Genomic DNA, 21,975 nt, shown 5'->3' on the forward strand with positions numbered 1-21,975 from the left:
CCAAGACCAGATGATGCGTACTCTCGCGTCATCATTCACGCGAGGGAGCGTCTAAGTGGCCGATCAGGCAACTGCGCAAGAATTCGACATCCTGGTACTCGGTGGCGGCAGCGGCGGATACGCTGCCGCCCTGCGGGCCGTACAGCTCGGCCTCACCGTGGGCCTCGTGGAGAAGGGCAAGCTGGGCGGCACCTGCCTCCACAACGGCTGTATCCCCACCAAGGCTCTGCTCCACTCGGCAGAACTGGCCGACCACGCCCGTGACTCCGCCAAGTACGGCGTGAACGTCACCCTGGACAGCATCGACATCACCGCTGTCAACGCCTACAAAGACGGCATCATCGCCGGCAAGTTCAAGGGGCTGCAGGGCCTGATCAAGTCCAAGGGCATCACCGTCATCGAGGGTGAGGGCAAGCTTCAGGGCACCGACACTGTCGTAGTGAACGGGACTGCCTACAAGGCCAAGAACATCGTGCTCGCCACGGGTTCCTATTCCCGCACCCTGCCGGGCCTGGAAATCGGCGGCAAGGTCATCACTTCCGACGAAGCGCTGACCATGGACTACATCCCCAAGAGCGCCATCATCCTCGGCGGCGGCGTCATCGGCGTCGAGTTCGCGTCCGTCTGGAAGTCCTTCGGCGTGGACGTCACCATTGTTGAGGGCCTGCCCTCGCTCGTCCCCAACGAGGACGCCGCGATCATCAAGAACTTTGAGCGTGCGTTCAAGAAGCGCGGCATCAAGTTCTCCACCGGCGTCTTCTTCCAGGGTGTCGAACAGAACGACGACGGCGTCAAGGTCACCCTTGTCGATGGCAAGACCTTCGAAGCGGACCTTCTCCTCGTGGCCGTGGGCCGCGGACCGGTCACCGCCAACCTTGGCTACGAAGAAGCCGGCGTCACCATCGACCGCGGCTTCGTCATCACCAACGAGCGCCTGCACACCGGTGTCGGCAACGTCTACGCCGTGGGCGACATCGTCCCGGGCGTCCAGCTGGCCCACCGCGGCTACCAGCAGGGCATTTTTGTCGCCGAAGAGATCGCCGGCCTGAAGCCGGTCATCGTCGAGGACGTCAACATCCCCAAGGTCACCTACTCCGAACCCGAAATCGCCACCGTGGGCTACACCGAAAAGGGTGCCAAGGAGAAGTTCGGCGAGGACCAGGTGGAGATCCAGGAGTACAACCTCGCCGGCAACGGCAAGAGCTCCATCCTCGGCACCGGCGGTCTGGTCAAGCTGGTCCGCCAGAAGGACGGCCCCGTAGTCGGCGTCCACATGATCGGCTCCCGCATGGGCGAGCAGATCGGTGAAGCCCAGCTGATCGTGAACTGGGAAGCCTACCCGGAGGACGTGGCCCAGTTGCTGCACGCTCACCCGACCCAGAACGAGGCCCTCGGCGAAGCACACCTGGCGTTGGCAGGCAAGGCCCTGCACGGCTGAAACGCCCCGCCCGCACCACAGCAAGAACCTGGGCTTAGTGCGCCCGGCCCGAATTGCCGGGTGCACTAAGCTCAAAACCAAGGCAGCAACCATCCGCACAAGATCAATAAGGAGAACGGGGACGACATGTCTGAATCCGTTAACTTGCCCGCCCTCGGTGAGAGTGTCACCGAAGGAACCGTCACCCGCTGGCTCAAGCAGGTAGGTGACCGGGTAGAGGTGGACGAGCCGCTGCTCGAGGTTTCCACCGACAAAGTAGACACCGAAATCCCCTCTCCGATAGCCGGCATCATCGAAGAAATCCTCGTTGCAGAGGACGAGACCGCCGAGGTAGGCGCTCCCCTGGTCCGTATTGGTGATGGCTCCGGCGGAGGCGCTGCCCCCGAGGCAGCCGCACCGGCCGAAGAAGCCGCCCCCGCCGAGGAAGCCCCGGCAGCACCCGCTGAGGCAGCTCCGGCCGAAGCACCCTCCGAGCAGGCCCCCGCCGAAGAGGCCGCCCCCGCCCAGCAGGCCCCTGCCGCATCCGGCGGCGAAAGCCACGACGTCACCCTCCCCGCACTCGGCGAAAGCGTTACCGAAGGCACCGTGACCCGCTGGCTGAAGGCCATCGGGGATACCGTCGAGGTCGACGAGCCGCTGCTGGAAGTATCCACGGACAAAGTGGACACCGAGATCCCCTCCCCGGTTGCAGGAACGCTGCAGGAAATCCGTGTCAACGAGGACGAAACAGCAGAAGTAGGCGCTGTCCTCGCCGTTATCGGCTCCGGTGCAGCTGCCCCCGCGGCTGCAGAACCCGCCGCTCCGGCTCCCGCAGCCGAAGCCAAGCCCGAGGCACCTGTCCCGGCCGCAGCTCCCGCTCCCGCTCCCGCTCCCGAAGCACCCAAGGCCGAAGCACCCAAGGCCGAAGCGCCCAAGGCTGAGGCAGCGCCCGCTCCCGCTGCACCCGCTGCGGAGCCCGCAGCCGGCGGCGAGGCCGGCTACGTCACGCCGCTGGTCCGTAAACTCGCCAACCAGCACGGTGTCGACGTCACATCCCTCTCCGGCACCGGTGTTGGCGGCCGCATCCGCAAGCAGGACGTCATGGCCGCAGCTGAAGCCAAGGCAGCCCCGGCTGCATCGGCTCCCGCCGCATCGGCACCGGCAGCATCCGCTGCCCAGGCCGGCCCGGCTGCCTCCTCGCTGCGCGGCACCACGCAGAAGGCTCCCCGCATCCGTCAGGTCATCGCCCGCCGCATGCGCGAGTCCCTCGAGGTCTCCACCCAGCTCACGCAGGTGCACGAAGTGGACATGACCAAGGTGGCCAAGCTCCGCCTCAAGGCCAAGAACTCCTTCCAGGCCCAGAACGGCACCAAGCTCACGTTCCTCCCCTTCATCGCCAAGGCTGTTGCCGAAGCCCTGAAGCAGCACCCCAAGCTCAACGCGGCGTACGACGAAGGCAAGCAGGAAATCACTTACCACAACGCCGAGCACCTGGCGATCGCCGTGGACACTGACAAGGGCCTGCTGGTTCCGGTTATCACGGACGCCGGCAACCTGAACCTGGCCGGACTGGCAGGCAAGATCGCCGACGTCGCCAGCCGCACCCGGGACGGCAAGATCGGCCCGGATGAACTGTCCGGCGGCACGTTCAGCATTACCAACATCGGATCGGTCGGCGCTCTGTTCGACACCCCGATCATCAACCAGCCGCAGGTGGGCATCCTCGGTACCGGAGCGATCGTCAAGCGCCCGGTAGTGGTGTCCGATGAGAACGGTGACGACTCGATCGCCATCCGCTCCATGATGTACCTGTCTCTCACGTACGACCACCGCCTGGTGGACGGCGCGGATGCAGGCCGCTTCCTGCAGACCCTCAAGGCCCGCCTTGAAGAAGGCGCCTTCGAGGCAGACCTCGGACTCTAGTCTCCGAAGATTGCCTTAAGCTCCGACGGCGACGGCGGTGCGGACATCGGTGGGAAACCACCGGAGGTCCGCGCCGCCGTCGCTGTTTTGTTCCCGGTGCAGGAGTGCCTCAGCCAGGCGGGTCTTACTACGCTGCGTAGAAAGTACTGGCTAGACTGGGGCCATGCAAATTGTCTATAACATCGTGGTTTTCCTGCACATCGTCGGCGCCGCCATGATCGTTGGCATCTGGATCGGCCAGATGAAGAAGCCCACCGTCCACCCGCGCCAGTTCGACGGTGCCATGCTGCAGCTCCTGACGGGCATTGTGCTGATGGGCCTGATTCCAGCGCTGGACATGGATGCGAGCTACTTCAAGCTGGGCGTCAAGTTTGCCGTCGCCCTGGCCGTGGGTGTGCTCGCCTTCATCGGCCGCCGCAAGTACAAGAAGGGCGAGGATGTCAGCAAGGGGCTCGCCCACGGTGTCGGCGGGCTTGCGTTGCTCAACGTGGCCATTGCCACGCTCTGGAACTGACCGCCCACTGAACCATCGACGACGGCGCCGCCCCCGCATGTGGGGAGCGGCGCCGTCGTCGTTTATCCACTGAGAGCGGACACCCCGTGCGTGGCCGCCGGGGAATCCCTAGGATGGGAACCGGCGGGGCCAGGCAGCGGCCTGCCCCGGTTGGAACCGATATCAAGGAGTGGACATGGCAGCAACACGCACAGCGCACACAGTATGGAACGGCGACCTTTTCGCAGGCTCGGGACAGACCACGCTGGACAGCTCCGGCCTGGGCACATTCGACGTTACCTGGAAGGCACGCACCGAAGCGGCCGAGGGTAAGACCAGCCCGGAAGAGCTCATTGCCGCAGCCCATGCCAGCTGCTTTTCGATGGCTTTCAGCAACATGCTCGCCGAGGCCGGCCACACTCCCGAAGAGGTGCGGACCAAAGCCGACGTGACGTTCGTTCCCGGCACCGGCATCACCGGCAGCCACCTGACGGTCGGAGCCCGGATCCCGGGGATTTCCGAAGAGGACTTCCAGCGGATCGCCGGCGAGGCCAAAACCGGCTGCCCTGTCTCCGGAGCCCTTGCCAGCATCAGCATCACCCTGGAAGCCACGCTCGACGCCTAAAAGGGCGATAAAAAAGGCCCTGCCCCTTCCGGTTAATCCGGCAGGGGCAGGGCCTTTCTTTGTTCGCGTCAGTGGCCCTCGGGCGCCTTGGCCCGCGCGGGAAGCGGTGCAGGCCGCAGGCTGCGGTAGCCAACACGCGCAGGTGGCGTGTCCGTGGGCAGCTCCTGGATCATTTCCTTGAGCGCGCCGATGCCGTATTCCAGCTGGGGGTCCCGGCCGGCCGCGTAGGCGTGCGGCGGGTAGGCGACCTCGATGTCTGGATCCACGCCGTAGTTCTCCACCGACCAGCCCACCCCGCCCGTGAACCAGTTGGCATACCGCGGCTGGGTCACGCCCGTGCCGTCGGCGAGTGAGAACCTGTTATCGATCCCCACTACGCCACCCCAGGTCCGCGTTCCAATGACCGGTCCGATGCCGCGGAGTTTCGATACCTGGGTGATGATGTCGCCGTCGGACCCGGCAAATTCATCCGTCAGGATAATCACCGGACCACGCGGGGCGTGGTGGGGGTAGGTCCGGGGGCGTTCGCCGCGGGGCATGCTCCAGCCGGTGACCTTGCGGCCAATCAGTTCAGCCACGAGCTGAGACGTGTGGCCGCCGCGGTTCCGGCGGACGTCCACGATCAGGCCGTCGAGGGCTGTTTCGGTATCGAGGTCCCTGTGGAGCTGGGCCCAGCCGTTGGCCATCATGTCCGGGATGTGAAGGTAGCCGTACCGTCCTCCGGAGGCCTCCCGGACGGTCCGGCGGTTGGCGGCGACCCACTCCTGGTAGCGAAGGCGTTCCTCGTCCCTGACCGGGACGACGGCAATGCGCCGCTGCTCCCCCGCCTTGGCCCCATGGCCCGGACCGTTGCGGAGCGTGAGTTCCACTGCACGGCCTGCGGCACCGACCAGTTGCATGGCCGGCGTCACTGTGGCGGACAGCGGCACCCCGTCAATGGCCAGCAACACGTCTCCGGCCAGGGCGCCGGCGCCGGGCCGCGTGAGCGGGGAGGTGGCCAGCGGATCCGAGGATTCGCCGGCCAGGACGCGGCTGATCTCCCAGCCCGCCGGAGTCAGGGCGAGGTCGGCGCCAAGCCGGCCCTGGCCGTTGCTGCCGTTCTCGGTCACGGCGGCAGGCTTGACGTAGGCGTGGGACGTGCCGAGTTCGCCGTGGAGTTCCCAGAGCAGGTCCACCAGGTCATCGTGGGATCCCAGCCGGTCCACCAGCGGACGGTACCTGTTGTGGATCGATTCCCAGTCGTGTCCTGCCATGTCCTCGGTCCAGAAGAAGTCGCGCTGCAGGCGCCAGGCTTCGTCAAAGGCCTGGCCCCAGACGCTGACGGGGTTCATCATCACCCGGATCCTGCCCAGATCGACCTTAACCAGCTGGCCGGAATCCTCGTCCGCCTTGGCCGTGGAGGGGACTACGCTGACCTGCTTGTCGTTGATCAGCACCACCTTTTTGCCGTCGCCGGAGAGCCGGTAGCTGTCCAATGACTCCACCAGGGTGGCCGATTTCCGCCGCGCCAGGTCGAACCGTACCAGGTTCGGCCGCGCATCCTTGTCGTCCTTGCTTGCTTTGCCATCGCCGGTCACGCCGGCAAGGGCCCAGTCCAGCCACAGCAGTGCATCGTCAGTGGCGGTCAGGGAGGTGTAGTTTCCCTGCGGAACCGGGACGCCGATGACCCGGTGGGCCAGCCCGTCCGGGTCCACCTGGACCGGGGCGGTGCCGGCCAGGCCGCCGGTGCTGTCTTTCTCCTCCGGGGCTACGGCCGGCTCCAGGTCTACGGTGGGTCCAAAGGGCGACGGCGTTGCTGCAGCCAATGCCACGAGGTAGGGCTTGATGGGGCTGGGGAAGGACAGGTCGAAGGAATGTCCGTCGTAGACCGGGTCAAAGCTGCGGTTGGAGAGGAAGGCCAGGAACTTCCCATCGGGGCTAAAACTGGGCGACTCGTCACGGAAGCGGCCGTCCGTGACCTCCACGATGCCGTCAGCGAAGGCAGTGACGCTGGCCAGCCTGAGCCTGCTGCGGGACCCGAACGAGGTGACGGGTTCGGACCACGCCAACCACTGCGAATCGGGCGACCACGCCAACTCCTCGATCGCTCCTTCGCCGATGGTGGCGACCAGGGAAAGCTCCCCGGATGTGGTGTCCGCAAGGTAGACGTCGCCGAAGGACGTGCCCAACGCCAGCCAACGGCCGTCCGGGCTCGCTTCCATGGCACTGGTGCGTGAAGGCTTCGGGAAGTCGATGCGTGATCCGGGTGCGGTTGAGCCGGCACCGTCACTCGCCAGGTCCGGGCGGTTTGCAACAGCAGCCGGGGATTGACCGGTCGCTGAATCCTCACCCCGCGGGTTATCGGGCACGGAGACGACGACGTCTGCCGCCGCGCCGGCGGCCGAGGGAGCGGCAGGAACCGGCCGGGGAAGTTGCGATTCGCCGGTGTCAGGGAGGTTGTCAGCACCAATCACCGGTGCTGCCGGTGCTGCCGCAGCCAAATCGCCGGGGATCTGCGCGGCGATTTCCTTGATGTGGATTGCTTCGACACCGCCGTGATCGGCAATATAGGCGAGCCGGCCGCCGTCGAGCACCCTGGGGAGCCGCGCACGGACACCCGGTGTGGCCTCAACGATGCGGGACGGTCCGTCCTTGTGCCGGATCCAGTGCACTGTGCCGTGCGCTTCCACCGCGCTGGCAGAGCCGGTGGAGTCAGGTACAACCTCGCCCAGATGTTTGGCTGTCTTGAGCAGGGCCGGCCGCCGCGACTGTGACGCGGAGCCCAGGGAGATGTCCAGCCGCACAGCATCGGAGTCCAGGTCATGCAGGACCCAGAGCTCACCGGCTGACTCGAAAATGACCCGCTTGCCGTCACTGGCGGCGTGCCTGACGTAGAAATCTTCGTGGTCGGTGTGGCGGCGCAGGTCGGCGCCGCCGGGCAGGACGGAGTAGAGGTTTCCGTAGCCCTCGTGATCAGAGAGGAAGGCAATCCGCCCGCCCACCCACATGGGGTCCGTCAGGTTCCCGTCAAGGTGCGGAACCAGGCGCTCGAACTCACCGTTCCCGTCGGCGTCGATCCAGAGCTTGCCGGCGGTGCCGCCGCGGTACCTCTTCCACCAAGCGGGTTCGCGGGACAGCACGCTGGCCAGCACAACGGGGCGCTCGTCCCCGATCTCCGGGCCGAACGCCACCGATTCCACCGGCCCCAGCGGGAGCTCCTCTGCCCAGCCGCCGTCCACCGGCAGGCGGTACGCGTAAGTGTGCCGGCTTTCGGCCTGTCGGAAGGCGCTGGTCACCACAACCTCGCCGCGGGCGGTGAAGCCCTTGACCCTGGTGGTGGCGTGGCCGAAGTATGTCAGCTGGCGGTAGCCCCCGCCGTCCACCTCGGCCGAAACCACTTCCGGCGAAGTCCCCTGGACGACAGTCCAGACGAGCCGTTTGCCGTCAGGGGTAAAGCGGGGGTTGCGGGCAGGAAGCTGCAGCGACGAAACGCGCCACGCCCGGCCACCGCTGAGCGGCGCGATCCAGACGTCGTCCTCGGCCACAAACGTGACCAGATCACCGTGGACATGCGGAAACCGAAGGTAGCTCGAAGAAGTCATCGTACGATCATAGTCAACTCCGCCGGAGGTCCGAGGGAGGTTCCGCCGCTGTACCGGGCGTGGTGAGATGGTACATGCGAATCATCATGGCCGGAGCTTCAGGCCTCATCGGAAGCGACATGGCCGCCCACCTGCGTTCGAATGGCCACGAGGTCTTCCGCCTGGTGCGGCGGGCGCCGGCTTCGCCACTGGAACTGCGCTGGGACCCAGCCTCCGGCGAGCTTGATCCAACCCATCTGGAGGGCGCTGACGCAGTGATCAATCTTTCCGGCGCCGGCATAGGAGACCGCCCCTGGACCCGCGCCCGGATTGACGAACTGTTCCGCTCACGGCTAGGCCCCACCCGGACCCTGGCCTCGGCAATGGCCAAAGTCGACAGCCCGCCCAAGGTTTTCCTCAGCCAGTCGGGCTCCAACTACTACGGTGACAGCGGGGCGGCCGTCGTTCGTGAGAATTCCCCGAACGGCACAGGAATCATGGCGCAGATCTGCAGCGAGTGGGAAGCAGCCGCACATGGTGCTCCAGCCGGGGTCCGGGTCGTGACGCCACGCACGGGGGTGGTCCTGAGCAGGAAAGGGGGCGCGTTGGGCCGGCTCATGCCGTTGCTTCGGCTTGGCGTAGGAGGTCCGCTGGGCAATGGCCGCCAGCACTGGCCCTGGATTTCGCTTCCCGATGTGTCCTCAGCGTTCAGCTTCCTGCTTGAGTCCCCCGTCTCGGGTCCGGTCAACGTCTGCGCTCCCGAGGCTGCGGACGTCAATGCCCTCATTTCGCACCTGGCCGGGGCACTCCATCGGCCGGCAGTGTTCCGTGTTCCGGCGCCGATCCTGCGGCTGGTGATGGGTAAGCTGGCCGACGAACTCCTGCTGGGCAGCCAGCGGATGGAGCCGATGGCCCTGGCTGAGGCAGGCTTCACGTGGAAGCACCCAACCCTTTCCCAAGCCGCTGCGTGGGTTGCCGCGAAGGCCTGACCGGCTGATGGCACTGGCAGGTAAGCGGCTAAGCCAAGGCGGACAGCCCGGTGCTCCATGGTGACTGCCCCATCGGTGCGCCGGCTCCTTATAACCCGGGCAACACATCGGAGATCCGCCATCGGCCATCAACACTAACCAGCACCAGTCGAAGCTGTTGCTCCGCTCCCTCCGCGGCGCTGGCCACCACCGCTCCGGAACCATCCCTTTCCTCATAGGACGACGTGGCGGAAGTGACCGCCACGACTGCCCGGCCTGGCGAGCTTCCGGGCTGGACCTGCAGATCCGCAACCTTACTGGTGAATCCGGCGAGGATATTTCCCGACGCCTGAAGATCGTCCTTGATGCGGGTGTCCGCCGCCGAGGCAGCGGAGCCCGGAGCGTTGACAAGATCCAGAAGCTCCAGGCGGCCGGAACTGAGCGCCACGGACCGCACGGCTGCCAGTCCCCGGACGGCCTCGACGGGGTCAACTGACTGCAGTTGCGCGGTCACCTCCGCAGGAATCAGGGAGTCCAGCGGCGTGGGACTCCCCCCGCCGGGCCCGTCTGCGCCCGGCGGTTCCCCGGCTTTGGCGGCTCCGGAACTGACGGGCAGCGCCCCGGATCCGGCCTCCGCGGCCCAGGGTCCGGCCGGGCCAAAGGCACCGGCGGTCCCGATTGCGGCAGCCACGATGGCTGCGGCCCCCGCTGCCAGCAGCACCGTCCCCCGGACCGGTCCCGGCATCGCGGCCGTGACCCGGGCCTGCCCGGCCCGCCGTTTCGGGGCGGTACTGGCTTCTTTCCGCAGCGGGCCGGGGTCTGCCGCCCGCCGCTTCGGGACCTTTTCCGCCGCTGTCAATCCGGTGACGGCTTCCTTGGTGTGTTTTCCGCGTGGTTCCCCCGGTGGCCGGGGCTCCGGTGATACAGCACGCTCGCCCTGCGGAAACGGGAGGACCTGGCGCGCCCCGATCAGCCCAGACCAGCGCGAGGTCGAGATCCGGCGGCCCCACGCCCGGAAACACTTCCGGGCTGCGTTGCCGCGTCGCTCCGGGACCCGGCGCCGGGTCAGCAACTGCGGCAGGACCGTAGAGTGGACAGAAGAGGCAAGGTCAACGGGAAGCGGCGGCGCGCTCCGGTAGACCGCCGTCGCCAGCTCGACAGCCGTGGGCCGGACCCGCCGGTCCTCGTTGAGTCCCGCCTCCAAAGCGGCGGCGAGGTCCGCGGGAACGTCAGGGAGCAGCAGGGACAAAGGCGGGCGGTCTGCCGTCCGCCTTGGCGGCTCCCCTGTCAGGCAGTACCACCCCAGTGCGGCAACAGAGTACACGTCCCGCTCCGGCTGGAGTCCTGCCCGGACAGCGTCCACCGGGGACGGGTCCATGAACCCTGCGGTGCCGTGATCGGGCACTGGGGAAACGTCCCCCACCATCCGGGCGATGCCGACGTCGGAGAGCATCGGCTTACCGTGTCCGGTAAAGAGGACGTTGCCGGGCGAGACATCGCCATGGGTGAATCCTTTGCCGTGCAGGTAGCCGAGTACCTGGGCAATGGGAGTCAATATTGTCACCGTCTCGCCGATGGGCAGCTTCCCCCTGCTGCCCACCAGGTCGGCCAGCGAGCCGCCGGGAGCATAATCGAGCAGCAGACCCGTTCCGCCGCCGGAGTTTTCCGATCCCGCCGAGCCGTCAAAATGAAGTGCGTCATGGGCCTTGATGAGATGCTGATGGTCCAGGACGGAGAGGATCCGGATTTCCCGGCGGATGTCCTCTTCTCCGGCAGGACCAATAAATCCCGCCGTCCTGGCATGGGTCCTGCTGCCGCCTTCGCTCCCCAGACACTTCAGAGCGAAGTCGCGGCCGGTCCTTTCCTCGGTGACCAGCCACACTGTGGAGCTTCCGCCCCGGCCCAGCACACGTCCCACCACAAAACCGGGAACCGCCGGAGCAGCGAAATTTGTCATGACCCATGTCTAGCGGAATCCCGGCGCCGCTGCAGAAGTTATCCACAGGCCATGTGCGGGGCACGGGATCGGCCAGCAGGACCGGGCTCCACGGTCGGGTGAGAGGTTTGACACTTAAGGGGAGGCGCCGCCGCCCGGGGTCTAAGCTGGAAGGCATGACTCTTGAGTTTTCACAGGTGGGTCTCGCCCCGGATTTCGTTGACTATTCGCGCGGTTGGGACCTGCAACGCGAAATCCACGACGCCGTCCTGGCAGGCACTGCCCCCAGTACGGTACTGCTTTTGGAGCATGCCGCCGTCTACACCGCCGGTAAGCGCACGGAGGACCACGAACGGCCCTTCGACGGAACCCCCGTGGTGGCCGTGGACCGTGGCGGCAAGCTGACCTGGCACGGCCCCGGCCAGCTGGTGGGCTATCCCATCATCAAACTGAAAAACCCGGCTGGAATCCGCGATTACGTCGAACGCCTTGAAGCTGTGATCATCGCCGTCCTGGCTGACTACGGCATTGCGGCTGAGCGGATCAAAGGCAGGGCAGGGGTCTGGCTCAACGCAGATGCCAAAGGCCCGGCCCGCAAGATCGCGGCCATTGGCATCCGCGTCAGCGAAGGTGTGACCATGCACGGGTTCGCGATCAACTGCAACAACGATCTCGCCCCCTACGGCCAGATCATTGCCTGCGGAATCACCGACGCCGGCGTGACCACCATCGCGCAGGAGACCGGCCTCGACGTCACGCCTGCTGACCTCGTTGCACGGGTCACCGAAGAACTGCAGAAGAATGAAGATGCGCTAGTCGCCACCCCAGAAGGAGCTCTCCGATGACACTGGCACCAGAAGGCCGCAAGCTGCTCCGGGTTGAGCAGCGTAACTCGGCGGTTCCCGTGGAGCGGAAGCCTGAGTGGATCAAGGCGAAGGTCCAGATGGGCCCGGAGTATGTCCAGCTGAAGAACCTGGTTAAGAAGGAAGGCCTGCACACGGTGTGTGAGGAGGCCGGTTGTCCCAACATTTTTGAGTGCTGGGAGGACAAGGAGGCCACGTTCCTGATCGGCGGGTCCGAGTGCACCCGGCGGTGTGATTTCTGCCAGATCGATACGGGCAAACCGTCGCCGGTGGACATGTTCGAGCCCACGAAGGTGGCCCGCTCGGTCCAGGCGATGCAGCTGCGCTACGCGACGGTCACGGGGGTGGCCCGGGATGACCTGGCCGATGAGGGTGTCTGGCTGTACGCGGAGACGGTGCGGAAGATCCATGAGCTGAACCCGGGCACCGGTGTGGAGCTGCTGATCCCTGATTTCTCCGGCAAGCCGGAGCATATTGCGGCGATCTGTGATTCGAAGCCTGAGGTGTTCGCGCACAACGTGGAGACGGTCCCGCGGATTTTCAAGCGGATCCGGCCGGCGTTCCGGTATGAGCGGTCCCTTGATGTGATCACCCAGGGCCGGGACCTGGGTATGGTGACCAAGTCCAACCTGATCCTGGGCATGGGCGAGACCCGTGAGGAGATCTCCGAGGCCCTGCGGGACCTGCACGAGGCCGGGTGTGACCTGATCACCATCACCCAGTACCTGCGCCCGTCCGAGCGGCACCTGCCGGTGGACCGCTGGGTCAAGCCGCAGGAGTTCGTGGACCTCCAGGACGAGGCCACGGAGCTCGGGTTCCTCGGTGTGATGAGTGGCCCGTTGGTCCGGTCCTCGTACCGTGCGGGCCGGCTGTGGGCCACTGCAATGCGGAAGAAGGGCTGGGAGATCCCGGCCGGGCTCGCCCACATCGAGTCCTCCGGCAGCACCCGCCAGGAAGCCAGCTCACTGCTCGCAGCCCGGGCCTAAGCTTGCTGCTTCTTATTCCTGAGGGCCGGCACCGGACTATTTCCGGCGTCCGGCTTTCAGGCTTAAATCGCGTAGAATTGTGGCACTATGGCGAAATCCCCTGATTCCAGTAACACAACTCCCGCGGCGGATGACGCCCCGAAGCGTGGCCTCTTCTCGCGCAAGCCCAAAGAAGCGAAGGTCAAGAAGCCCAGCCGGCTCAAGCAGATCGGCGAAGTCTTCACCATGACCCGCCGGCATGACCCCATGGTCCCGTGGCTGATGCTGCTGGTGTTCCTGGGTGTTGTGGCGCTCAGCTTCCTGGTGGGCTTCTGGCTGGAGAACTGGATCACCGGCCTGATCATCGGCATTCCGCTGGGCCTGCTTGGGGCAACCCTGATCCTCTCCCGGCGTGCGGAACGCGCCGCCTTCGCTCAGATCGAGAACCAGCCCGGTGCCTCGGGCGCAGCCTTGGGCACGCTCAAGCGCGGCTGGATCACCGAGGACCAGCCGGTTGCTGTGAACCCGCGTACCCAGGACGCCGTGTTCCGTGCAGTAGGCCGCCCAGGCGTCGTGCTTGTCAGCGAAGGACCCACCGTCCGCGTCAAGCCGATGCTCGACGCCGAGCGCAAGCGCCTCGCCCGCATCCTGCCCAACGTCACGGTCCATGTGATCGAGAGCGGCCGGGGCGAGGGCCAGGTTCCCATCAGCCAGGTGGCAAAGAAAATGACCAAGCTGAAAAACGAACTGACCAAGCTCGAGGTCAACGCCGTGTCAAAGCGGATCTCCTCGCTCGGCAACAAGCTCCCGATTCCCAAGGGAATCGACCCCTACAAGGCCCGTCCCAACCGCGGACGCTAGTACCATTGGACCGCCCCGGTTCCGGCTCAGCTGGAACCGGGGCGGTTTTTTGTCAAGATGGCCACACATCCTGTGACATTCGAATGCACGAGATTGGAAGACACCACGTGACGATTACTCCTCAGACCTTTGCCATCCGGGCCTTTCGCATCCTCGCGATTGCCGAAGCGTTCAGCTGGGCCGCGCTGCTGATGGGCATGTACTTCAAATGGATCGCGCGGACCACGGAGGTGGGCGTGGAAGTGGCCGGCCCGGTTCACGGTGCATTGTTTGTGGGGTACGGCGTCGCAGCACTGGTTCTGTGGCGGCTTCAGCGGTGGCCGTTCGTTGTAGCATTTTTCGCCGGACTGTCGGCGGTATTCCCCTTCGCCACCGTTGCCTTTGAACGGTGGGCCGGCAAACGAGGCTACCTCACGCCCCGGCCGGCTGAAGACGCCAACGAAGCAGCCGCCAAGGACAAAGCAGCGGTCTGACCCGGGCACCTGCGGCCAGCTACCTCCGGCTACCTGCGGACCAGGATGGTGTTCATGGCTCTGTCATGCAGGCCGCGGTGGTCCGGATCGAATATCACGGCGGGAATGACCAGGCACAGGAGCACGGCCCTGACTGCACCCGCGAGGGGGCCTGCAGGGCCGCCGCCAAGCCGGACCACATGGATTCCCACCAGGCGGTGACCGATGCTGTAACCAAGGGTGCCTACCAGCAGCATCTGTTCCGCGGCGAAGACAGCCAACGTGGCCCAGGAGTCGCCGCCGAACGCGGCATTGCTGATCAGCATGGCGATTCCCCAGTCCACCATAATGGCCACAATGCGCCGCCCGGCCCGCGCGATGGATCCCGGCCCTGACTCGGGAAGACCCAGCCGCTCCCCCGGGTACTTGGAAATGCCGGACGTGTCCGGTCCGCTGAGCCAGGAGCCAATGTCTTTACGATCTACCACTGTCCAAGCTTACCGAGTCGCCGGGTGCGCCCTGTGACTGGCACGGGCCCATGCGGGCTCACCGTCGTTCACAGAGTGGAACCCGCTAGACCACAGTATGGACACCCGCTAGCGTTGCCCTAGCCGGGGATTCTGTAACCTGCCCGAAACAATGTGGACATGGACGGGAAATGCCATGTCCATAGGCTGGGTGAAGTTTCAAGCAATACCCCCAGCAGGGAAACATTGTCTCCCTGCCCTTTGGATTGCGCCGGACCAGATGGCTTGCCAGCCAGATATTACATATGCGTAAGGAGCATAGATGTTCAAGAATGCGGACGAAGTCCTCAAGTACATCAAGGACGAAGATATCAAGTTCGTCGATATCCGCTTCACCGATCTCCCGGGTGTTCAGCAGCACTTCAACGTGCCGGCAAAGAGCGTGGACGCGGACTTCTTCGTCAACGGCCAGCTGTTCGACGGATCCTCCATCCGTGGCTTCCAGGGCATCGCGGAATCCGACATGCAGCTGATCCCGGACGTCACCACTGCATTCCTGGACACCTTCCGCATGGAGAAGACGCTGGCGCTGAACTTCTCCATCGTCAACCCCCGCACCGGAGACCCCTACCACCGCGACCCGCGCGGCGTAGCCGAGAAGGCTGAGGCCTACCTCGCTTCCACCGGTATCGCTGACACCGCGTTCTTCGCTCCCGAGGCCGAGTTCTTCGTCTTCGACAACGTCCAGTACCGGTCCTCCCCCGAGGGCAGCTTCTACAAGATCGACTCAGAAGAAGCCCACTGGAACACCGGCCGCGAAGAAGAGGGCGGAAACCTCGGCTACAAGACCCCCATCAAGGGCGGCTACTTCCCGGTTTCCCCCACCGACAAGCAGGCCGACCTCCGCGACGCCATGTGTGTCGCCCTGGACGAAGCAGGCCTTGAGGTCGAGCGCAGCCACCACGAAGTCGGTTCCGCCGGCCAGGCTGAAATCAACTACAAGTTCACCACGCTGACCCACGCGGCAGACGATCTCCAGAAGTTCAAGTACGTCGTCAAGAACACCGCCGATGCCTGGGGCAAGTCCGTGACCTTCATGCCGAAGCCCGTCTTCGGTGACAACGGCTCGGGCATGCACTGCCACCAGTCGCTGTGGACCAACGGCGAACCGCTGTTCTACGACGAAAAGGGTTACGCCGGCCTGTCCGACACCGCCCGCTGGTACATCGGCGGCCTGCTCAAGCACTCCTCCGCAGTGCTGGCCTTCACCAACCCGACGGTGAACTCCTACCGCCGCCTGGTCAAGGGCTTCGAAGCTCCGGTCAACATGGTTTACTCGCAGGGCAACCGCTCCGCCGGTATCCGTATCCCGATCACGGGTTCGAACCCCAAGGCCAAGCGCATCGAGTTCCGCGCTCCGGACCCCTCCTCCAACCCGTACCTGGCGTTCGCCGCCCAGCTGATGGCCGGCATTGACGGCATCCGCAACCGCATCGAACCCCCGGCTCCGATCGACAAGGACCTCTACGAGCTCCCCGCCGAGGAAGCCAAGGACATCCCCAAGGCACCGGGCACCCTCGAAGAAGCACTGGACGCCCTTGCAGAGGACAACGAGTTCCTGCAGGCCGGCGGCGTGTTCACCCAGGACCTGATCGACACCTGGATCGAATACAAGTACGAGAATGAGATCCGCCCGCTGTCACTGCGCCCGAACCCCTACGAGTTCGAGCTCTACTACGGCGTCTAGCAAACCCCGCGGCTGAGCACGTTCAGTCCGTCAAGAGTCCGCCCGGCTGCGAGTTCCGCTTCGCAGCCGGGCGGACTTTTTGGTGCTCAAGGCGGAGGCCGGCTCCAGACGTGCTGAGACCAGGAGCCGGCCCCCTGACGTGTGCCCCCGAGACGAAGACTGTTCCAGCCTTCCCCCCAACAAGGTGTGGGAACACCGCCAATCCACATGATCGGCCACTGCGGGCCTCCACGCAAATGCATCCCGGGTGTCGTGAACGGATGTTTACGTTCCAGCGCGTGTTATGCGCCGAAGACCCGGTACATGATCCGCTGCGGACCGGAACTGCCGCCAAGATATTGCCCACGGTCCTCAAAACCCGCACGCCGGTAGGCTGAGCGCCCCGCGGGATTTCCCTCATTGACGGAAAGTACGACGCCGGCCTCTGCCGTTGCCAGCCTGGCGGTCAGTTTCGCGGCAGTTTCCACGGCGGACGCAGCGGCCAGCGGTCCGAGTCCCTTGGCCTGATGGCGCCGGTCAATCAGGAACCCGCGGAGCAGCCAGGCGGAGTTCTGGTCCGGCCAGCCGGCAAGGCCCGCCGCGCCGGACTGCAATGTCAGCACTCCTACGGCGTATCCATCCGCCTCGATGACGTAGGGAAAGCGCGAGTCCTCGGCCAGTCCTGCCAGCGCCATCCGGAGCGGGTCACCAACAAAGGTGCTTTGGCCCGGCAACAGTTCCATCAGGGCGACTTCACCGAGCTGGATGGCGAGGGAATCGGCGTCGAGGTCTTGAAGGGAAATCAGCCACACAGAAGCAGGCGGACGTTTCAGGTCAGCGCCCTTCGTCGCCGGCGGGTGAGGAATCATCTGCAGGCGGCCCTGCCGGATCCATCCACAGCACCTCCCAAAGGTGCCCGTCCGGGTCCTGGAAACTGTGGTTGTACATGAACCCATAGTCCTGGACCTCCTGCGAAGGCCTGCCGCCCGCCGCCAGGGCCTTGCGCACCGTCTCGTCCACAGCTTCCTTGCTGTCCACGGAGAAGGCTGTGATGGCCTCCGTGGCGCCAGTTGCATCGGCAACGTCCCTGGACGTGAAAGTCTTGAAGAATCCCTCCACCAGCAGCATGACGAAGGCGTTCTCGTTGATGATCATGCAGGTGGCATTCTCATCCGTGTAGTCCGGGTTGAAGGAGAAGCCAAGGGCCGTGAAGAAGTCCACCGACCGCTTGAGGTCCTTGACGGGCAGGTTCAGATAGATTTGGGTAGCCATGGCCCCCAAGTTAGCACCGGTCCGCCGCGGCTGTCTGCATCCCGATGGGCCGGACGCCTGGCCCGGTCAGTGACCGTAGAATACCCGTTCGAACACAGCCCGGGCACGCCGGCTCAGGCGAAGGTAGTCCTCCTCCAGCGCCGCAGCATTGCCTGGTTCGTAGCCGCACCAGCGCGCCACAGCCTCGAGGTCCCGCCTTGAGGAAGGCAGGAGATCCGACGCTTTGCCGCTCCAGATGACATTGGCCGAACGGATCCTGCTGGCGAGCCGCCAGGCGTCGGCCAGCAGCTTCGCATCGGCCCCGGAGAGCAGGTGCAGGGCAGCAGCAGCATCAAGTGCCTCGATCGTGGACGTCGTCCGCAGCTCGTGGTGTTTGCCGGCATGCTGGAGCTGAAGGAGCTGCACCAGCCACTCGACGTCACTCAGCCCCCCTCGGCCAAGCTTCAGGTGGCGGGCCGGATCGGCCCCGCGCGGCAGGCGCTCTGATTCCACCCGGGCCTTAACCCGGCGCACCTCCCTGACGTCATTCTCTGAAATCGTTGCGGGATACCTGATGGGGTCTATCAAGGCCAGGAAGTCGTGGGCCAGGGCGTCGTCGCCAGCCATCGGCCGGGCCCGGAGCAGCGCCTGCGCCTCCCAGATCAGGGACCATCGCCGGTAGTACTCCGCGAATGAATCCAGGGACCGCACCATTGCGCCGTTCTTGCCCTCGGGCCGCAGGTCGGCGTCCATCTGCAGGACCCGCTCTGCCATGATGGCAGGCTTGAGCGGCTGCGTCAGGAGGTTGGAGATCGAGGAAACGATCCGCTGCGCCTGCTCCTGAGCTTCCTCCTCGGAGTGGCCCGGCAGCGCACGGTGGACATACATAACGTCCGCGTCAGAGCCGTAGCCGATCTCCCGGCCGCCCTGCCGGCCCATGGCCACCACCAGCACGGCCGTCTTCAACGGGCCGTCGGCGGCAGCAATGCCTTCGGCCACACGCAGGGCGCCCAGTACCGCCGCCCGGTCGGTGTTGGCCAGTTCTGTGCCCACCTGGTCCTGGCTGAGCAGTCCGGCCGAATCGGCGATGGCAATCCTGAGGATCTCCCGGCGCCGGATCAGCCGGATCAGCCGCATGGCACTCTCCGGGTCCGAGTGGCGGGACATCTTGGAGGTAATCTCCTGCCACTGGGCCTCAAAGCCCAGCGGTGCAAGATCCTTGTCGTTACCCAACCAGGCCACCGATTCCGGTGACACCTCCAGAAGGTCGGCAATCAGCCTGGAGTTGGAAAGGACATGGCACAGCCGCTCGGCGGCTGCCGTGGAGTCACGGAGCATGCCCAGGTACCAGTGGGTTGTGCCCAGTGCCTCGCTGACGCGGCGGAAGGCGAGAAGTCCGGCGTCGGGGTCAACACCTTCGGCCAGCCAGTCCAGCAGGATGGGCAGCAGCTGGCGCTGCAGGGCGGCCCTCCTGCTGACACCCGCAGTGAGCGCCTCAATGTGCCGCATCGCCCCGCGGGGGTCTCCGTAACCAAGCGCGGCAAGGCGGCCCTGGGCAGCCTCCGGCGTCAGCCTGGCGTCCTCGGTGCTGAGTTTGGCTGCGGTGTTGAGCAGCGGCCGGTAGAAGATGCGTTCGTGCAGTTCCCGGACCGAGCGCTTGGTCTTCTGCCAGGCGGCCATCAGGGCGTCCGGTGGCGGCCGGTCGTTTGAAAACGGCCCCAGGACCGCCTTCGCCAGAGCGCGCAGGGCAGCCTCGTTCACGGGCATCAGGTGTGTCCGGCGGAGCTGGAACAACTGGATCCGGTGCTCCAGGAGCCGCAGGTACCGGTAGGCATGATCGAACGCTGCGGCGTCGGCCCGGCCAATGTAGCCGCCGGCGGAGAGGGCAGCAATGGCCGAGGTGGTGTCCCGGCGGCGGAGCGATTCATCGGATTTTCCGTGCACCAGCTGAAGCAGCTGCACGGTGAACTCGACGTCTCGGAGGCCGCCGCGGCCCAGCTTGATCTGCCGCTGTTCCTCGGCGGCAGGGATGTGTTCGGTGACCCGGCGGCGCATGGCCTGCACCGATTCGACGAACCCTTCGCGGCCGGCGGAACTCCAGATCAGGGGCGCAACGGCCTGTTCGTAGCGCTCACCAAGATCCTTGTCCCCCGCAATGGTCCTGGCCTTCAGGAGGGCCTGGAATTCCCAGCTTTCGGCCCAGCGGGCGTAGTAGCTCTCGTGGGAGGCCAGGGTGCGCACCAGTGGTCCCGATTTGCCCTCCGGGCGCAGGTTGGCGTCCACTTCCCACAGGCCCGGCTCGCGCGCCACGGAGAAAATGGCCCGCGAGATGCCGGTGGCCAATGCCGTGCCCACCGTGCTGGCGCGGGCGTCGTCAAGGTCCCCGGCGTCCATCACGTAGATGACGTCGACGTCGGAAATATAGTTCAGTTCGCGGGCTCCGCATTTGCCCATGCCGATAACGGCCAGGCCCACGCCTGCCACTTCCTCGGCGGTGAACTGCTCCGCCGCTTCGGCCCGGGCAACGGCCAGCGCAGCCTCGATGGCGGCACCGGCCAGATCCGCGAGTTCCGCCCCGACGGCCGGCATGAAGTCCAACGGATCAACCGCGCAGAGGTCCTTGACCGCAAGGTCCACCACCCCGCGACGGTAGGCCGTTCGCAGTGCAGCGTAGGCCTCAGCCCCCGTTATTCCTGCCACCGGCCGTGATGACCCCGGATCAGCCCGGACGGAGGTGAGCAGCGCAGCGCGGAGCTGTTCCGGGTCCGCAGCGCTTGGCTCGGGACTCGCCTTGACGTCCAAGGCATCCAGATGCTCCGGATGCCGGATGAGGAACTCCCCCAGGGCTTCGGAGGCACCGAGCACCCGGTAGAGCGGCTCGCTGGTCTCCGGATCGGCCGCAGCCAGGTCCCGGAGCGCCGGGTGCTTTTCAATCAGCCTGACCAGCGACTGCAGGGCGGTGTCCGGGTTTGCCGCCATTGCCAGTCCGGCGAAGATCCGGTCCTGGTCCAGCCCGTCCAGTTCGGCGGCAGCGAGGAACCGCCCGCCCTTCTCCAGGTCACTGAAGCCGGCCGAGATGAGGCGGCGGGCGAGGCTCAAAGCCGCCGCCTAAAGAATGCCCAGGTTGCGCTGCAGTTCGTAGGGCGTGACCTGGAGCCGGTAGTCCTGCCACTCCGCACGCTTGTTGCGCAGGAAGTGCTCGAAGACCTGCTCGCCCAGGATCTGCGGCATCAGTTCCGAATCCTCCATGGAGCGGATCGCATCGTGGAGGCTCGCCGGCAGGGGGTCATGCCCCATCGCGCGGCGTTCGGCTGAGCTCAGCGACCAGACATCGTCCTCGGCAGCTGCCGGGAGGTCGTAGCCCTCTTCGATGCCCTTCAGGCCCGCCCCAAGCAGAACAGCGTAGGCGAGGTAGGGGTTGGCTGCGGAGTCGATCCCGCGGTATTCGATGCGCGCCGACTGACCCTTGCCGGGCTTGTAGAGCGGAACCCGGACCAGCGCAGAACGGTTGTTGTGGCCCCAGCTCAGGTAGCTGGGAGCTTCCCCGCCGCCCCAAAGCCGCTTGTAGGAGTTGACGAACTGGTTGGTCACGGCAGTGAACTCCGGCGCGTGCTTAAGGACTCCGGCGATGAACTGGCGTGCCGTTTTGGACAGCTGGTACTCAGCGCCTGCCTCGTAGAAAGCGTTGGTGTCGCCCTCGAACAACGAGAAGTGGGTATGCATGCCGGACCCCGGGTGCGCGGTGAAGGGTTTGGGCATGAACGTTGCATAGGTGCCCTGCTGCAGGGCCACCTCCTTGATAACCGTCCGGAACGTCATGATGTTGTCCGCGGTCTGGAGGGCGTCCGCATAGCGGAGGTCGATTTCATTCTGGCCGGGGCCCGCCTCGTGGTGGCTGAATTCCACGGAGATGCCGACGGATTCGAGCATGGTCACCGCAGTGCGGCGGAAGTCCTGGGCCACGCCACCGGGCACATGGTCAAAGTAGCCTCCCTCGTCCACCGGAACCGGTGCGCCGTCCGGGCCCGGATCCTGGGACTTGAGGAGGTAGAACTCGATTTCGGGGTGCGTGTAGCACGTGAAGCCCATGTCCGCGGCCTTGGCCAGGGTGCGCTTGAGGACATTGCGCGGGTCCGCCGCGGAAGGTTCGCCATCCGGGGTGAGGATGTCGCAGAACATCCGGGATGTCTGTTCGGTCTCGCCGCGCCACGGCAGGATCTGGAACGTGGAGGGGTCCGGCTGGGCCAGCATGTCGGATTCAAAAACCCGTGCCAGGCCCTCGATGGCGGAGCCGTCGAAACCGAGGCCTTCCTCGAAGGCGCCCTCGACCTCCGCCGGGGCGAGTGCCACAGACTTGAGCGACCCTACGACGTCGGTGAACCACAGACGTACGAACCGTACGTCGCGCTCCTCGATAGTGCGCAGGACAAACTCTTGCTGGCGGTCCATGAAGGCCTCTTCTCCGGTC

The 21,975-nt window shown here is 65.6% G+C and carries 17 protein-coding genes; 10 read left to right on the top strand and 7 right to left on the bottom strand.

Going from position 1 to position 21,975, the window contains the following annotated elements; all coding sequences use genetic code 11:
• Positions 1 to 55: 55 nt before the first annotated feature.
• The 4 genes from lpdA (at position 56) to AC1MCA_RS02245 (ending at position 4,458) form a co-directional block, all read left to right on the top strand.
• On the top strand, positions 56 to 1,438 hold the full coding sequence (gene lpdA / locus AC1MCA_RS02230; RefSeq protein ID WP_108598711.1) for a dihydrolipoyl dehydrogenase: 1,383 nt from the start codon (positions 56 to 58) through the stop codon (positions 1,436 to 1,438).
• A gap of 126 nt (positions 1,439 to 1,564) precedes the next feature.
• On the top strand, positions 1,565 to 3,340 hold the full coding sequence (gene sucB / locus AC1MCA_RS02235) for a 2-oxoglutarate dehydrogenase, E2 component, dihydrolipoamide succinyltransferase (RefSeq protein ID WP_479800907.1): 1,776 nt from the start codon (positions 1,565 to 1,567) through the stop codon (positions 3,338 to 3,340).
• A gap of 163 nt (positions 3,341 to 3,503) precedes the next feature.
• On the top strand, positions 3,504 to 3,854 hold the full coding sequence (locus AC1MCA_RS02240; protein ID WP_479800909.1) for a hypothetical protein: 351 nt from the start codon (positions 3,504 to 3,506) through the stop codon (positions 3,852 to 3,854).
• Positions 3,855 to 4,029: 175 nt separating this feature from the next.
• Positions 4,030 to 4,458, top strand: a complete 429-nt coding sequence (locus tag AC1MCA_RS02245; RefSeq protein WP_108598726.1) for an OsmC family protein — start codon at positions 4,030 to 4,032, stop codon at positions 4,456 to 4,458.
• 68 nt (positions 4,459 to 4,526) lie between these two features.
• Here AC1MCA_RS02245 and AC1MCA_RS02250 read toward each other — a convergent pair whose 3' ends face one another.
• Complete coding sequence (locus AC1MCA_RS02250) at positions 4,527 to 8,039, bottom strand: S41 family peptidase (RefSeq protein WP_479800912.1); 3,513 nt, start codon at positions 8,037 to 8,039, stop codon at positions 4,527 to 4,529.
• Positions 8,040 to 8,113: 74 nt separating this feature from the next.
• Between AC1MCA_RS02250 and AC1MCA_RS02255 the strand changes: the two genes are divergently transcribed.
• Complete coding sequence (locus AC1MCA_RS02255) at positions 8,114 to 9,007, top strand: TIGR01777 family oxidoreductase (RefSeq protein WP_479800913.1); 894 nt, start codon at positions 8,114 to 8,116, stop codon at positions 9,005 to 9,007.
• 88 nt (positions 9,008 to 9,095) lie between these two features.
• On the opposite strand, the gene AC1MCA_RS02260 is transcribed toward AC1MCA_RS02255, so the two are convergent.
• On the bottom strand, positions 9,096 to 10,943 hold the full coding sequence (locus AC1MCA_RS02260; RefSeq protein ID WP_479800915.1) for a serine/threonine-protein kinase: 1,848 nt from the start codon (positions 10,941 to 10,943) through the stop codon (positions 9,096 to 9,098).
• A gap of 155 nt (positions 10,944 to 11,098) precedes the next feature.
• On the opposite strand from AC1MCA_RS02260, the gene lipB reads away from it, so the two are divergent.
• From lipB to AC1MCA_RS02280, 4 genes are all read left to right on the top strand, one after another.
• Entirely contained in the window at positions 11,099 to 11,767 is a 669-nt protein-coding gene (gene lipB / locus AC1MCA_RS02265) for a lipoyl(octanoyl) transferase LipB (RefSeq protein ID WP_479800917.1), read from the top strand.
• Positions 11,764 to 12,771 (top strand): lipoyl synthase, encoded by a 1,008-nt coding sequence (gene lipA / locus AC1MCA_RS02270; RefSeq protein WP_479800919.1) that lies wholly within the window; start codon positions 11,764 to 11,766, stop codon positions 12,769 to 12,771. The genes lipB and lipA overlap by 4 nt, the downstream gene beginning before the upstream one ends.
• Positions 12,772 to 12,858: 87 nt before the next feature.
• Positions 12,859 to 13,611, top strand: coding sequence for a DUF4191 domain-containing protein (locus tag AC1MCA_RS02275; protein WP_479800921.1), 753 nt, complete (start codon positions 12,859 to 12,861; stop codon positions 13,609 to 13,611).
• A gap of 113 nt (positions 13,612 to 13,724) precedes the next feature.
• Complete coding sequence (locus AC1MCA_RS02280) at positions 13,725 to 14,084, top strand: DUF3817 domain-containing protein (RefSeq protein WP_479803252.1); 360 nt, start codon at positions 13,725 to 13,727, stop codon at positions 14,082 to 14,084.
• Between the two features lie 29 nt (positions 14,085 to 14,113).
• Here AC1MCA_RS02280 and AC1MCA_RS02285 read toward each other — a convergent pair whose 3' ends face one another.
• On the bottom strand, positions 14,114 to 14,551 hold the full coding sequence (locus AC1MCA_RS02285) for an RDD family protein (RefSeq protein WP_479800922.1): 438 nt from the start codon (positions 14,549 to 14,551) through the stop codon (positions 14,114 to 14,116).
• Positions 14,552 to 14,852: 301 nt separating this feature from the next.
• Here AC1MCA_RS02285 and glnA (AC1MCA_RS02290) point away from each other — a divergent pair, with 301 nt between their 5' ends.
• Entirely contained in the window at positions 14,853 to 16,277 is a 1,425-nt protein-coding gene (gene glnA, locus AC1MCA_RS02290; RefSeq protein WP_479800924.1) for a type I glutamate--ammonia ligase, read from the top strand.
• A 281-nt stretch (positions 16,278 to 16,558) separates the two neighbouring features.
• Here the strand turns inward: glnA (AC1MCA_RS02290) and AC1MCA_RS02295 are convergent, their stop codons facing one another.
• The 4 genes from AC1MCA_RS02295 to glnA (AC1MCA_RS02310) all read right to left on the bottom strand — a co-directional run bounded on the left by AC1MCA_RS02295 (position 16,559) and on the right by glnA (AC1MCA_RS02310) (position 21,956).
• Positions 16,559 to 17,125 carry a GNAT family N-acetyltransferase gene (locus tag AC1MCA_RS02295; RefSeq protein WP_479800925.1) on the bottom strand — a complete coding sequence of 189 codons (567 nt, stop codon included), beginning with the start codon at positions 17,123 to 17,125 and terminating at the stop codon, positions 16,559 to 16,561.
• The gene (locus tag AC1MCA_RS02300; protein WP_479800927.1) at positions 17,091 to 17,528 is read right to left on the bottom strand and encodes a VOC family protein; all 438 of its coding nucleotides are present in this window, start codon (positions 17,526 to 17,528) and stop codon (positions 17,091 to 17,093) included. The genes AC1MCA_RS02295 and AC1MCA_RS02300 overlap by 35 nt, the downstream gene beginning before the upstream one ends.
• A 66-nt stretch (positions 17,529 to 17,594) precedes the next feature.
• Entirely contained in the window at positions 17,595 to 20,606 is a 3,012-nt protein-coding gene (locus AC1MCA_RS02305; RefSeq protein WP_479800928.1) for a bifunctional [glutamine synthetase] adenylyltransferase/[glutamine synthetase]-adenylyl-L-tyrosine phosphorylase, read from the bottom strand.
• Between the two features lie 9 nt (positions 20,607 to 20,615).
• Positions 20,616 to 21,956 carry a type I glutamate--ammonia ligase gene (gene glnA / locus AC1MCA_RS02310; RefSeq protein WP_479800930.1) on the bottom strand — a complete coding sequence of 447 codons (1,341 nt, stop codon included), beginning with the start codon at positions 21,954 to 21,956 and terminating at the stop codon, positions 20,616 to 20,618.
• Positions 21,957 to 21,975 lie beyond the last annotated feature (19 nt).

Source organism: Arthrobacter sp. BK1 (genome assembly GCF_056680055.1).